This is a genomic window from Aureliella helgolandensis, assembly GCF_007752135.1.
Lineage (GTDB): Bacteria > Planctomycetota > Planctomycetia > Pirellulales > Pirellulaceae > Aureliella > Aureliella helgolandensis.
In genome coordinates this window covers 7,298,986-7,313,754 of record NZ_CP036298.1, presented here as the reverse complement: position 1 = coordinate 7,313,754, position 14,769 = coordinate 7,298,986, and the positions used below count along the sequence as shown (strand labels likewise).

Genomic DNA, 14,769 nt, shown 5'->3' with positions numbered 1-14,769 from the left:
AGCCCCGTGAGCAAGGAAAGGTGGTTGCCGCTACAGGTCAGTTGGGGCACTGCCAGTACGTCAAAGTTATCGATGCTATTAAATCAACGGCCTGTTAAACGGGCGTCCGTGGTGATGCGGTGCCGAGCGGGTTAACGAGCGTCGTTAGAGAATCCTTGAGACAGAGACTTTTAAGATGATGAATACGTTCAGCGCGCGGGCGACGGTTATGATCGCTTGCTTGGCGATTACCTGGGGAACGGTCAGCTACGTGCAATCGGGCTACGATTTCACGGTGGAGTCGCCACCGATCGATCCCTCACAGATTCCGCTCAAGCTGGGAGAGTGGGTGGGAGAAGAGGTGGAGATTCGCGATGACACAATCCGCGTCTTGCACGCGGACTCCTTCATCAATCGCATCTATCGCGATTCTTTAGGTCGCGAGATTGGTGTGCATATCGCCATTTGGTCGCGCGCCAGTGAAGTGGGGGAGTCGACCCCGCACCACCCTCAGGTCTGTTACCCAGCCGCTGGTTGGGAAGTCATGTCGCGGCGTAGCCGGCAAACCGCTGCGGAACCCGAATCGGAAATGGAGATGCCCGTTGAGTTGATCCAATTCCAACGCAAGGATGAAACGGTGGTGACCTGCCATTGGTACCAGATGGGCGAGGATCGCTTCCATAGTCCCGAGGAGGCACGGGCGATGTTCTATCGGCTATGGGGAGAGAAGACTTGGCCCTGCACCATCAAGGTTTTGCTGCAGGGGCGATTTAGTTCCCTGGAAACCGCGGAGCGACCGATGCAGGAATTCGCCGATTTGCTCAACCAAGAGATGTGGGCCACGGCCAGCAAGCATCAGCCATAGGGGGCTGTGGAGTGCGATGACTCGTCATCGCTTTGGAGTGTCTGCCGGCAGCAGAGTCGTTAGGCCACCGACCGGTTGTCTCTATGCAATCTAAGCTTCTTCCGGCTCGTTGAGTTGAGAACGGTTTGTGCTTTCACGGCGAGCTGGGGCCCCTGAATCTTGTGTGGCGGAAACCACCTTTCCTTGCTCACGCAGCGGGAGCTGTTCAAACGCTCCCCTCCCTGGGGCGTGTTTGCGCCTACTGGCGAGTCTCCTGGTTGCCGGGCAAGAAAGCTACGACAAGTCGCAGCAGTCCATATGGAGTGCGATGACTCGTCATCGCTTTGGAGTGGGTGTTTGGGCGGGGAGTGGGTATTCCACCGAACGTTTGACTGGGTTCAATAGCGGCTTTTCCTTGGTGCCTCACGTCCGTCGCCACTGGAAAAAGTTTGTGGGCCGTGTCCCAAAGTGCATCTCCTACTCGTGCTCGTGCTCGAAATTTTCCGATTGCGCACCATTGATTTCCTAGGGGGGCATGGAATAGTGGAGTGTTTGAGGCCACGGCCCCGGGGAGGACACGGTCCGGGGGACCATGCTACAAGAGGGAGGGAGGCCTGAAATCTACCGGAGGTTGGCAGCTAGCTTGGGTGCTCTGCATGTTCCCGCCATTGGAGAAAGCTTCCGGTTGCCGGGCAAGAAAGCTACGACAAGTCGTAGCACTCCATATGGACTGCGGTGACTCGTCATCGCTTTGGAGTGCCTGACGGCAGCTGAGTCGTTAAGCCACCGACCGGTTGACTCTATGCAATCTAAGCTTCTTCCGGCTCGTTGAGTTGAGAACGGTTTGTGCTTTCACGGCGAGCTGGGGCCCCTGAATCTTGTGTGGCGGAAACCACCTTTCCTTGCTCACGCAGCGGGAGCTGTTCAAACGCTCCCCTCCCTGGGGCGTGTTTGCGCCTACTGGCGAGTCTCTTGGTTGCCGGGCAAGAAAGCTGCGACGAGTCGCAGCAGTCCCTATGGAGTGCGATGACTCGTCATCGCTTTGGGGTGACTGCTTGAAGCTGAGTCGCTAACCCACCGACCGGTTGACCCAACATAACCCAAGCCCTATTCCCCTCTGCAGCCGCCTCTATCCTGACCGCCGAATCAACCCGTTGCCGGGCAAGAAAGCTACGACGAGTCGCAGCAGTCCATATGGAGTGCGATGACTTGTCATCGCTTTGTGGTTGTTGTCTGGGCGGTTGCGGTTATCCCACCGAGCGGTTGCTCTTGGGCGAAAGGGGATCGTCTCTCTGGGCAGTATGGCAGACACTACATCGGATGCGTGGCTTTCCGTTCCGGGTATATCCCGGCGGGAGCATGCTTGGTAGCTTCCCCGTCGAAAGGAAAAGTAGCATGGCCCCCCGGACCGTGTCTTTAGGTTTACCCACGCATCCATGCGTCAAAGCCAAGGAAATCAAGGGTTCGTACTCTTATTCCTATGCGAACTCGAACTCGTCCGCCGTCCACAGGGGGACTATTTCTCCAGCCCCGCCAGCTACGGCATGGCGATTGCATAAAGCCTGGGGAGGCGAAACCGAGTTCCACGAGCTTGATGCCTAACCCTCAGGTTGCGAATCTTTTCGACAGAGATTCAATGCAAGTTGGTGTGCTGAATATGAATAGGGGCACCATGAACGAGGCGGCGCCTTGCCCGACCAACTGCGGTTAGTGTGCAATAAAATGGAAGTCGAACTTAGGACCGTCGGTACAATGAGTGTCGCCAGATCGCTCCGCCGATCGGCATTTTCCCGAACGAACCGGCGGAGCGGTTCGGCGACTATCCGCCATTAATTGTTCCGACGGTCCTTATCCCTTCTTTGCGGCTTAGCGTCTTTGCGCGAGAACTGAAACGGCAGACGGGTTGCGCGCAAAGCAGCTAAGACGCAAAGGAAAGAGGATATAGACAGAAAGATGGAGACAGAAAAATACAGAAGCCGGCCAGTTCGGAAGTGCTGCCTTACTGGTGTCCCATCTTCCTGCATCCATTTCGGTATCAACGTTCGGTAGGTGCCAGCAACTCCACCGCACCGGTTGCATGTCTCCAGGGCTGTGCTCTTCTTTGCGGCTTAGCGTCTTTGCGCGAGAACTGAAACGGTAGACGGGTTGCGCGCAAAGCCGCTAAGACGCAAAGGAAAGAGGAATAGGCAGAAAGACGGAGACAGAAAAATACAGAAGTCGGCCAGTTGGGAAGTGCTGTCTTACTGGTGTCGTATCTTCCTGGATCCATTTCGGTGTCAACGTTCGATAGGTGCCAGCAACTCCACCGCACCGGTTGCATGTCTCCAGGGCCGTGCCCTTCTTTGCGGCTTAGCGTCTTTGCGCGAGAACTGAAAAGGTAGACGGGTTGCGCGCAAAGCCGCTAAGACGCAAAGGAAAGAGGATATAGACAGAAAGCTGGAGACAGAAAAATACAGAAGTCGGCCAGTTGGGAAGTGACTAGCTAACTCCCGCATGCCAACTTTCTGAAAAGTCCGATGGGCGTCGGCAACCACAGCGCACCCCTAGTGCCCCCACATACACGAACCGGACCTTCAATAAGGCTATTACCTTGCAGATCCCCCAACCGGAACCTGCTCCCCTTCGTCCTGGTACTCCGGACCTCTCCCCTGAAGCACTTGGGGAGAGGGAGAGAGTAAATCGTGTCGTATCGATTTCATTACAGCGTCCAAACGGCCTATTTGGGTGGATTTTTCGTCAGGCTCGGTGGGGGGGACTGCGCTGAGCGGTTGCTCGCGGGTGATTTATGAAGGTCTCCTCTCTCTAGGCAGGACCCGGGCCGATGGGGGGCGTCTGGTTGCCGGGCAAGAAAGCTACGACGAGTAGTAGCAGTCCCTATGGAGTGCGGTGACTCGTCATCGCTTTGGAGTACCTGCTGGGAGCTAAGTCGCTAAGCCACCGACCAGTTTACTCTATGCAATCCGAGTCCTTCCGGCTTGTTGAGTTAAGAACGGTTTGTGATTTTCAAGGCGAGATAGGGCTCTTGAATCTCGTGTGGTGGAAACCACCGTTCCTTGCTCGCGCAGCGGGAGGCTGTTCAAGCGATCCCCTCCCTGGGGTAGTGTTTACGCCTGCTGGCGAGTCTTTTGGTTGCCGGGCAGGAAAGCTACGACGAGTCGTAGCAGTCCATATGGAGCGCAATGCCTCGTCATCGCTTTGGAGTGACTACTGGGAGGTGCGTCGTTAAGCCACCGACCGGTTGACTCCGTGCAATCCAAGTCCTTCCGGCTCGTTGAGCTAAGAACGGTTTGTGCTTTCGCGGCGAGCTGGAGCTCCTGAATCTCGTGTGGCGGAAACCACCTTTCCTTGCTCGCGCAGCGGGAGGCTGTTCAAGCGATTCCCTCCCTGGGGTAGTGTTTACGCCTGCTGGCGAATCTTTGGGTTGCCGGGCAAGAAAGCTACGACAAGTCGCAGCAGTCCATATGGAGCGCAATGACTCGTCATCGCTTGTGCTAGGGCGATTGAGGCTCGGCTACTGAGCGGTTAATTTCGGGGCAGATGAGCATTGGATTCTGGCGGGGTTACGCTTGAAGCTTGCCCCTGGTTGTTGGGGCTCCAGACGCGTGGAGTTGCTGGTCGCAAAATGTGACTGCATAAACATTCGGTAGCATCAAGACCGAACAAAATTTAAATTTCCTATGAAGAAAAATCGCTATTTTAGGCCCCCTGGCAATGGCAGATCGGAGGCTTCTGCACAGTAGTTCTTTGGGCCACTGGGGCGTGTTATGGGGTCTAAAGACACGGCGTTGGCGGTCAGTGGCCGTCCTTGCATCCTTGGTGCAGTCGTCGTCATTTCTGCCTTTAGTCATATTACCCCTTTTATCCATACCTCCCGCATTGCAAGCGTTGGGGGACCGGTCAAAGTAGGGAAACGTTTCTCTTGACTTATAATCGTCACCATTTAACATACCAATCTGATGTCGGCCATTTGCCCCTACATGTTTCTCTTTGTTCAACACCGGAGCGTCCTATGAAAAAAGTTTTGTTTAGTGTTTTGGCCTTGGCAGCTTGCTGCATCGCCGCCCCAGCTCAAGCTGGTTTTGTGACTGCCTATTCGTCCCAGTCGCTCAATGACGGGACCTTTGATTTCACTCTCGGCACAGCTGTCTATAAGGGCACTGCTGGGGATGACATGGGAATCGGCTTGGCTGATGGCGATTACGCTTACCTGTATCAGGTAACTCAGCAGTCCAACACGCTGTCCGGCATCGACAGTCTGACTGTTTCGACCGCGTCGCTCGCAGCAGCTTCCGGATCGATCGGTTCGGCCGCTAACGCCGCATTGAGCGGAAGTGGGTTCACCGCTGGAGGAGTGTCGCTGGATACGTTCACAGCCGGAACTCCAACCTCTCTCTTTGATTTGGTTAGTTCGCTGACTTCTCGCGGAGCTCACTCCAAAGTTCTGTACCTCGTCTCCAGCCGACGTCCCGCAGATATTGACGGCCCTGCCTTCGTTGGGCTCGGCGGATCGCCAAGCGGCAGTGTTAGTGCGCCTGGACCAGCAGCCGTTCCTTTGCCACCAGCATTGGCATTGGCTTTGGTTGGTGTGCCTTTCGTACGCATGCTGAAGAAGCGTAACGCCTAGTTTCGACTTGGCGTGATTGCGATTGAAATCTGAAAAGCTGATGCTGACTTCGAGTTGGTGTCAGCTTTTTTCGTGCGGTGCCCCTAAAGATCTGGCTTGAAATGCTCGCCATTTTTTCGGTATGGATTGGCGGTCCTGACTGAGTTACTCCGAGGTGTCGTTTTACCGGCTTGCTTACTCGACCGTTGCTCAAGTGCGCTTTCAGCTTTGCCGCGGAGCTGGTGCCGTAAACGAGCTTGTAGTGGCAGCCGCTGATCCTTGCTCACCGGCGTGTTGATCTTGTAACCCGCCGCATATGCAACACCGTATTAGTTGTTGGTGCAATTCGATTCGGGGCGGTTTCAGCATTTCCGTCGAAGTAGTGCCGTACAAAAGCTTGTAGCTGCGCCCGCCTTTCCTTGCTCACGCTGCGGGTTGCGATTCCAGCAAGTGGTCGCGGGGCGGCAGAGACCAAGCCATTAAGTGGCTTGTTAATGGAATTGCAATGCGAGAATTGCATGTGAAATGCTCTGCAGTATTGACGATCTCTGACATTGCTCACCGGCTTGTTGAACTGGGAGCGATTTTGACTTTGCCTTGAGGGGAGTGCCGTACTGTAGCTTGCATCGGCGACCACCTTTCCTTGCTCACGCAGCGGGTTGCGATTCCAGTAAGCGGTCGTGTGGCGGGAGGGCCCAAGCCATTAAGTGGCTTGTTGATGGAATTGCAATGCGAGAATTGCATGTGAAATGCTCTGCAGTATTGACGATCTCTGGCATTGCTCTCGGGCTTGTTGAACTGGGATCGATTTGGGCTTTGCCTTGAGGGGAGTGCCGTACTGTCTTGCAGCGGCGACCACCTTTCCTTGCTCTCGCTGGGGGGCTGTTCAAACGCTCCCCTCCCTGGGACGTGTTTGCGCCTACTGGCGAGTCTTTTGGTTGCCGGGCAAGATAGCTAGTGTCCGTCCGGAAATTGAAAGCGTCTGTAAATTATTGGCTAATTTTCAAAAAAGCTCCCCGAAGAACGAACCCGCGAGCGAGTTCGAGCGTTGAATTTGTTGACTAAAACAGGTCCAAACGCTTAATCTTCGAGGAGTAGACGTGGTTCGCAAGCCATATCAAAAACAGCAACGCTTCGATTGCAGCCCTATCGCACAAGTTGAACTCAACTTGGAATCTCGCGATGAAATCGTGCCCGTCTTGCTCGGGCTTCAATATCTTTATACCAATGCCAAGTTGAGAACGAAAGTCGTTCAGGCTGTCGCTGCGGATCTAAACCAAGACTCTCGACGGGATGTTGGAAGGCCAGGCATAGACGATTGGCATGTTGTTGTGCTTGCAGCAGTCAGACTTGGATGTAATCTTGATTACGACAAACTACAGGATCAAGTCGAGAATCATCGGCGTCTCCGCGGAATCATGGGAATCGGCGACTGGCAAGACACCGACGGTTTCACTTTCAGACGCATACGCGATACCATCTGTCTGCTCAAACCTGAGACGATTAGTAAGATCAACCAAGCTATCGTCACCGCTGGCCAGAGCATTGCTCCCGATGCCAGTTCCACAGTTCGGGCTGATTCATTTGTTATTGAAACTAACATTCACTATCCGACAGAGAGCAGTTTGATCTACGACGGTGTTCGCAAGTTCATTCCGTTCTGTGTTGAGTTGGCGCAACAGCTTGAGACCACAGGATGGAGACAAGTGGGGCATCTAGTCAAGAAGATCAAGAGCTTAAAGCAGCAGATAGGACGGATTGCTGCCAGCAAGAGCTCACGCAAAAAGGAAGCCTTGGAATCGCGTTATCGCGACCTGCTGCAACGCGTAGCACTTTTGCTCGAGCGAGCGAAATCACTGACGAATGAGGCGAAATCTCTCGGTGCATCCACAGTAACTCTGTCCCTAATCACAACAATCGAACATTGGACAGGACTGACCGAGCAGGTTTGCGATACGGCGCGTCGGCGTGTCCTATTGGGTGAGTCAGTCCCCAATTGCGACAAGCTGTTCAGCTTGTTCGAAACACACACGCAGCTTTACCGTCGCGGCAAAGCCGGACAACCCAATCAATATGGTCGATTGGCTTTGGTTTACGAGGATGGTGCTGGTTTCATTAGTCACTATCACTTGATGGCTCGCGACGTGCGTGACCAGGATGTCGTGGTGGAACAAACGAAGTTGGCTCAGAAGAAGCACGCAGGCGAGATTCACACCGCGTCTTTTGACCGAGGTTTCTATTCAGCGGAAAATGAATCAAACCTGCAGCAGATAATCGAAGATGTATGCGTACTACCGCGGGCTCCTGGTGAATACGTACAGCGGATTAAGAACGAAAGTGCTAAATTTCACCGAACCCGACTACACCACTCAGGCATCGAGGCAGCGATCGGAGTGTTACAGCGGGGCAATGGTTTGAAGCGTTGTCGCGACCGGACTGAACTCGGCTTTGAACGCTATTTGGGATTAGCGATTCTAGGTCGCAATATACACACGCTTGGAAAGCTACTGCTTTCTAAACAACGCCCCAATGCATCGGCAGCACAGAGCAAACGCAAAGCGGCTTAGGGCATGTGACTGAGGTTCGTCACTTTTGAATTAGCCAGCTGGCTACCGGTCCGCGCCAGCGACGCAAAGTCGGTCAAAACGGCTGGATTTGACTTCACCTAGCGGCAATGAATGCGAAGCGAAGGCAACTCTTCCTGATTGTCTGATAGCATCTGACTGCGTGAAATCCTCCAGCAAGGCAATTTCCGGACAGACACTAGCTACGACAAGTCGCAGCAGTCCATATGGAGTGCGATGACTCGTCATCGCTTTGGAGTGCCTGCCGGCAGCTGAGTCGTTAGGCCACCGACCGGTTGACTCTATGCAATCCAAGCCCTCCGGCTTGTCGAGTTAAGAACGGTTTGTGCTTTCACGGCGAGCTGGAGCCCTTGAATCTTGTGTGGCGGAAACCACCTTTCCTTGCTCACCGGGCTGTTGAAATATTAACCCGCCTAGGCTGTGAATTTTTAGCCAAGTGGTTTGCAAATTAATTTTGGGCGCTACAACTATAGCATGAATACTCAAAAACCATCGCAGCTTGCTCGTGTTTCCCGCCCCCATCGTATTCAAGTGGAAATGCACATGCTTTCACTTGAAGATATGCTTCCGCGCGACCATCGTGCTCGCATTGTCTGGTCGTTTGTCAAAACGTTGGACCTAGAACCTCTGTATGAAAAGATCGTTGTCACCAAGAGCACCGTTGGCCGCAATAGTATTGCGCCGGAGATACTGGTTTCACTGTGGCTTCTGGCAACCTTGGATGGCATCGGCACAGCCCGAGAACTTGGTCGCCGATGCGAGACGGACATAGCCTATTTATGGACGCTCGGAAATGTCACGGTCAATTATCACACGTTGAGCGACTTTCGAGTGGAGAACGGAGCATTCTTGGAGAAGACGCTCGTTGACACGGTTGCCTCGTTGGTCGCCCAAGGTCTGGTGCCCCTGGAGACCATTGCCCAAGACGGAATGCGCGTTCGGGCTAGTGCAGGCAGTAGTTCGTTTCGCCGCAAGCCGACGCTTGAGTCATTGCAGCAGCAGGCTCAGGCTCACGTAGATAGATTGAAGAAAGAATCCGAGAACGAATGCGATCGTTCCGATGGAGACGCACGTCGCCAAGCGGCAGTCGAACGAGCATCGCGTGAGCGTCAAGAGCGATTAGATGAGGCTTTGCGACAGTTTGAGGAGCTTAGTAAGCAGCGCGAGTCTCGGAGAAAAGGTGACGGCGAAAAGACTCGCGTGAGCACTACGGACCCTGACGCCCGTAATATGAAGATGGCCAATGGTGGCTTCGATCCGGCCTTCAACGTCCAGTTCGCAACCGATGCTGACTCGCGAGTAATAGTCGCTGTCGATGTTATCAACTCGGGAACTGACAGTGGCCAAATGGCACCAATGCACGAGAAAGTGTGCTCAACTTACGACAAGACACCAAAGACGCAATTGGTCGATTCCGCTTACGCAACCAAGGGCGATGTTAAGACCGTGGAGTCTAAAGGGACCGAAGTCGTCTCCACGATCCCCCGTGGATCGGTATTGGAAAGCAAAGGCAAAGATCCTCACGCGCAGCAACCTGGCGAAAGCGACGAATACACAGCGTTTCGCGCGAGAATGGCCAAAGAGGAATACAAAGAGCTTTACAAGACGCGCCCGTCGGTTGCCGAGTTTCCCAATGCGGACTGCCGCAATCGGAACCTTCGGCAATTCAAAGTTCGAGGACTGGTGAAGGTCAAAGCGGTAGCGCTATGGCATGCCGTGGCCTTTAACTTCACACGCATGGTAAACCTGGGGGCCTTGGCAATCTAAGCAGTTGCAAGGCAACCGCTTGGTTGAGAAATAACACAACTCGAAGAGATGAGCATGATGGACACGAGCTAACTTGCTGGCCAACAATCCGACCCAGTAAGACTTTCAGCCGCCAATTCGAAAAAATTTCGTGGTTGGAATACCAAAAGAGTCCGTTGGTGAAAAAACTTCACAGCCTAGCCGCGTGAGCAAGGAAGGGTAACCTTCGCTACAAGGCAATTAAGGATGCTACCTCCGCATTAAAATTCAAATTGGGATTAAATCAACAGCCCGTCACGCAGCGGGTTACTATTTCAACAGCCCGTCACGCTGCGGGGTGCGATTGCGTTGAGCCGGCATACGGTTGGGAGGGGAGGGAGCTCGCTCAGGCAGGTGGTCGCACTGTGGAGGAGCGGGGGGCTGCCTACAATCCGTACAATGCGCAGCACCCGCATGTGTCTCCCAAACTTTGGTACGAGAACGCGCCTGCGTTTGGACATCCCTGCAGGCTGCCGTAGAATGAGCTAGTCCCTTTAGACTTGAACGCCATTGCCATCAGGCGGTGGTACCCTTTTGCTCGATCTCTCGTCCATTGTAGAGTGCTATGCGTCTTAACGTCCGCTTTCTCATCATTCTGCTATCCGTCTCGCTTGTACTTGGTTTAGCCCTGTTTGGACTCAATCGTTGGCAGCAAGGCCGTAGTACCGACCGCCTGCTTGAAGAAGCTCAAATTGCTCAGGAGGAAGATCGCCCCGCCGACGCCATTCGCTTGCTGCGTCGCTATTTGGCCGCCGATGGAGGTTCGGCAGACCTTCATGCTGATCTGGGGGAGCTGCTGGTGGAGACGCAGCAGTATGAAGCCGGGTATTTTGAATTGGAACGGGCGGTGCGTATCGACCCCAATTTGCTGGAACCACGGCAGCAATTGGTGGACCTCTCGATGGCCATGCAACGCTATGATGACGCGCGAGGCCATCTTTCGGACTTCCTGATTCCCAGTGCCGCCGACAGTCCCGCCGATTTAGCGAAGTACCAATGGCAACTGGGCCGTTGTGAGCAAGCGGTGGGGGAGTCCGAGGAAGCGTTGAAGGCCTACGAGCAGGCAGTGCAACACGATGGAGCCAGTGCGGTCTATGCGGCCACACTAGCGGGGTTGCTGACCAACCAACTGAATCAGCCCGTGGAGGCATTGTCGGTGCTCGATCATCTGGTGGAAGATAATCCGCAATCTACGGAGAGTTGCGTTGCGCGGGGGCGCTGGAAGCTGGCCCGCTATGAAACGCTGCTGAGCTCTGCTCCCGATGCCGCGAATCAGATGTTGGATGGTGCGTGGAGTGACGCCCAGCAAGCGCTGCAGATCGATGCATCTCAGGGAGAAGCGGTGGTGTTCGCGGTTCGGGCCGCTTTGGCCGGTCAACGCATCGACGAGGCGTTGGCCATCGTTACTGCCGGACTGGAAGCCAATCCCACGATGGCTGACTTGTACGGCTCGGCGGCTCAGATCGAACTGCAGAAAGACGATATACCAGCCGCCACAGAAATTCTGCGACGCGGTTTGCGGGCGGTTCCTGGGCAAGCGGATTTGTTGTGGAATTTGGCGCAGCTAGAGTTGGATGCGGGGAATTCGGAGCGAGTGGAGGAGCTGCTGGCCGAATTGCGCGCCCAGAACTATGCCGAGGCGCCCATTCGCTTCCTGGAGGCGCGGATGCTGGCGGACAACGGGGAGTGGCGACAAGCGGCCACGGCCATCGAAAACTCCCGGGCCCTATTCCAACGCGATACCGAACTGGTCAAGCAGGTCGATTTTCTACTGGCGAATTGCTACCGAAGTCTGGGGAATACCGATCAGCAGTTGGTGGCACTGCGTCGCGCGGTCAGCGCCGATCCGCTGTGGCTGCCAGCGCGACTGGCTTTGGCCGATGCGCTCAACCAGTTGGGACGCACGCAAGAGGCGCGCAACGAGTATCAGCAACTGCTGGCGATGCCGAATCCACCGATTGCCGCAGTTCTCAACTTAGCCCGCTCACTGTTGGTCGAGGGATTGCAACTGCCTGAAAACCAACGCAATTGGGAGCGGCTTAAGGAAGTCTTGACCATTTTGAAGGAGAGTCCCGAAGCGGCCGCCGACGTGGCCATTTTGGAGGCTGAGTTGCTAGCGGGAACCGAACGACAGGTTGCTGCCGAAAAGCGGTTGGAAAAGGCGTTGGTCGAAATTCCCGATAGCCGGTCGCTGTGGTTGGCCTTGATTGCCTTGCAAATGCGATCCCAAGACTGGGCAGCCGCCGAGCAAACGCTGGTCCAGGCACACGAGGCGTTGGGCGATCTAGTGGCGCTGCGACTCGAACGCGCGCGGCTACTGCTCCAACGGGATGGATTAAACGTGGATCGTGAGCAATTGGAAGCGATCGCAGCTCCGGATGCCTCCTGGCCTCCAACCGAGCAAGCGCAATTGGCGGCGGGTGTTGCAAGTTACTTCTTATCGCTCGACGAGCTGGACCTCAGCGAAAAATATGCGCGTCGCGCAGCCGAAACGGCGGTTGGCCAGAAGAGTTTAGGGATTCAGCTATTGTTGTTTGATCTAGCTTTCCGTAGTAGCAAGCTGGGAATGATGCAACAGACGTTGGAAGACGTCCGGCGGATCGAAGGGGACGGCCCGCTATGGCGCGTCGGAGAGGCCACGCGATTAAGCGTGCTCGCTGAGGAATTGACCGACCAACCCTTGGAACGGCAACAGTTAATTTCAAAGGCTTTTGAACATCTGGCTGAAGCCGCGGTTGCCCGGCCTGCCTGGGCACGCATTCCGCGCCTACGGGGTGAAATTTACGATCGTCAGGGAGATACGGAACAGGCTGCGAAGGGATATGTGGAGGCTATCGAATTGGGCGAGCAGAATCCACAGATTATTGCCCGAGCAATTTACTTACTCTACGAGCAGGCGCGGTTCGTCGAAGCCAACGAAGTGGTGCGCCGCTTGCAAGAACGGCAAACACCGTTCTCACTGGAACTCGCGCAGGCCGCATCGCAAGTCTCACTGCAACTCGAGAATTTTGACCAAGCCTTGAGCTTGGCGAAGGGATGGGCCACGGAATCGGGGAAGCCTCAAGACCACATTTGGCTGGCCCAAGTCTACAGTATCTCAAGACAGAACAGCGAAGCGGAAAAGGAATTTCAGGTGGCGATTGAGATGTCGCCGGCCGAGCCCGCCGGCTGGGTCGCCCTGGTGCAAATGCTGGCACGCACTGGACAGAGTGAAGCAGCCACTGAGACGCTTGCGGAAGCAGCGGAAGCCATTGCCGCAGATCAGCGAGACAATGCACTTGCCCAATGCTATGAAGCGGTGAAGGATTTCCAGCGGGCGGAGGAGAGTTACGATCGCGCACTGGCCGACGCTCCCGGAGATGCCGCGCTGGCGCGTCGTTTTGCGGATTTCCTGATTAGGACTGAGGGGCAAAAGCGAGCGGAGCCGATCCTGGAGCGATTGGCTGCCGGAGAATCTGGGGAAGCCCGCTGGGCCCGCCGCAGTCTCGCGTTATTACTGGGCATGAGTGGTGAGCAGGAAAAATTTCAGCGCGCTCGCGAGTTGCTCGAGCAAAACCTGGCGCAAGACGCGAATGTCGAGGACCAACGCACGCTGGCGATCATTCTGAGCGCGCGGCCCGAGCCGGAACTGACCACCCAAGCGGTCGCCATGCTGGAGAAAATCGTTGGTGATCAGAAACGATTCTCCTTGCCCGACAATTACTTGTTGGCAAAGGCGTACGCGCGGCAGGGGGATTGGTCACGCTATAGTCGTACGATGCGTGGAGTCCTCAGCAATGGGGGGGCCGATTCAGCGGAGTATGTGAGCGAGTATGCCAACGCGCTGGACCGCCAGAATGAACCGGGCGAGGCCGATTTGTGGTTCCGACGTTTGCGAGACCTGGCGCCACAGGGCGCCATTGCCGACAGCATTGAGGCCAAGCTTCTGTTTAGGTCCAATGATTTTCCACGTTTGTTGACTCTGCTCCAAGGCCGTGCGCAGTCCGAAAATCGCATGCAATGGGCGGCGGAGATGGCGGAGACGGTGGGCATGAATATTAAGCACGGTCCAGCGGCGTCCGATGCCGAAGCGGAGCCATTTTTGGAGTTGGCTGAAAGGTTGTTCGAACAGTTCTCCTCTGTCGATCCGCCCAATAATTTGGCTGAGTACCCCGCCTTTCTGGCGCGGCAAGGGCGGGTGGAAGAGCTGCTCAAGTCGTTGCCCGAACTGCCTGAAATTGAACCGATTCGCTTGGCGGAGATTGGACATCTAGCCTTGCAAAGTGGTGCAGTCGGGGGGCAGCAATTGCAGGAGTTGATCGGCTTGATCAAGCAAGCGGCTGACCAGAATCCCACGCAGACGGAATTATCCATGTGTCTAGGTGATCTGCTGAGTTGGGAAGGGGATTGGGAAGCCGCGATTCGGGCCTACGACCGGGTCTTGGCCGTCGAGCCTCGCAACATTCCGGCGCTCAACAACAAAGCCATGTTGCTGGCGTTAGCCGCCAAGCGATTGTCCGAAGCGGTCAAGGTCATCAACCATGCTATTAGTACAAAAGGCCCCTACGACTACTTGCTGGACACGCAAGGGCTGGTGATCTTGGCTCTTGGCGATCAAGTGGCTGCAGAGTCCAATTTCCGCAAAGCCATTGCTGCCTCGCCTTCCCCCGATCGCTATTTCCATTTGGCCCAAGCCTTGGAGGCTCAGGGAAAGAAGGACGAAGCACGCGAAGCCTTTCAGCAGGCAACTAGCGCCGGATTGACAGAGGCTGGAATTCATCCCCTGGAACGGCCTGTGTTTCAGAGGTTGAGCAAGAGTTTGTAAGGTCAGAGTAACGTCCGTACCCCGTACCCCGCACCTCGCGCGACCCGTAGCCCGTAGCCTGGCCCCCTGGGCCGTGTCCGTCCCCACTCCTGTAAGGCGCGCGGCCCGGAAAAAGGTGTCCGACACCAAAAGCCGGAACGGCCCTTCGGGTGCTTTGCACTTTCGGTGT

General features: G+C 55.4%; 6 protein-coding genes. All 6 read left to right on the top strand.

The features are described from left to right. Positions 1-175 precede the first annotated feature (175 nt). The 6 genes from Q31a_RS25885 to Q31a_RS25865 all read left to right on the top strand — a co-directional run bounded on the left by Q31a_RS25885 (position 176) and on the right by Q31a_RS25865 (position 14,600). Complete coding sequence (locus Q31a_RS25885; protein WP_145084516.1) at positions 176-844, top strand: exosortase C-terminal domain/associated protein EpsI; 669 nt, start codon at positions 176-178, stop codon at positions 842-844. Positions 845-2,259: 1,415 nt separating this feature from the next. Beyond that, the gene (locus tag Q31a_RS31205; RefSeq protein WP_261342692.1) at positions 2,260-2,382 is read left to right on the top strand and encodes a hypothetical protein; all 123 of its coding nucleotides are present in this window, start codon (positions 2,260-2,262) and stop codon (positions 2,380-2,382) included. A gap of 2,450 nt (positions 2,383-4,832) precedes the next feature. Next, the gene (locus Q31a_RS25880; RefSeq protein ID WP_145084514.1) at positions 4,833-5,447 is read left to right on the top strand and encodes a hypothetical protein; all 615 of its coding nucleotides are present in this window, start codon (positions 4,833-4,835) and stop codon (positions 5,445-5,447) included. Between the two features lie 1,079 nt (positions 5,448-6,526). Further along, positions 6,527-7,993, top strand: coding sequence for an ISNCY family transposase (locus Q31a_RS25875; protein ID WP_145079108.1), 1,467 nt, complete (start codon positions 6,527-6,529; stop codon positions 7,991-7,993). Positions 7,994-8,485: 492 nt separating this feature from the next. Next, positions 8,486-9,778, top strand: coding sequence for an IS1182 family transposase (locus Q31a_RS25870; protein ID WP_145074767.1), 1,293 nt, complete (start codon positions 8,486-8,488; stop codon positions 9,776-9,778). Positions 9,779-10,361: 583 nt separating this feature from the next. Then, on the top strand, positions 10,362-14,600 hold the full coding sequence (locus Q31a_RS25865; RefSeq protein ID WP_145084511.1) for a tetratricopeptide repeat protein: 4,239 nt from the start codon (positions 10,362-10,364) through the stop codon (positions 14,598-14,600). Positions 14,601-14,769: the final 169 nt, after the last annotated feature.

Bases quoted from the DNA above. Each gene is read 5' to 3' on its own strand.
- Q31a_RS25885 (WP_145084516.1), top strand. From the start codon at position 176: ATGATGAATACGTTCAGCGCGCGGGCGACGGTTATGATCGCTTGCTTG.
- Q31a_RS31205 (WP_261342692.1), top strand. From the start codon at position 2,260: ATGCGTCAAAGCCAAGGAAATCAAGGGTTCGTACTCTTATTCCTATGC.
- Q31a_RS25880 (WP_145084514.1), top strand. From the start codon at position 4,833: ATGAAAAAAGTTTTGTTTAGTGTTTTGGCCTTGGCAGCTTGCTGCATC.
- Q31a_RS25870 (WP_145074767.1), top strand. From the start codon at position 8,486: ATGAATACTCAAAAACCATCGCAGCTTGCTCGTGTTTCCCGCCCCCAT.
- Q31a_RS25865 (WP_145084511.1), top strand. From the start codon at position 10,362: ATGCGTCTTAACGTCCGCTTTCTCATCATTCTGCTATCCGTCTCGCTT.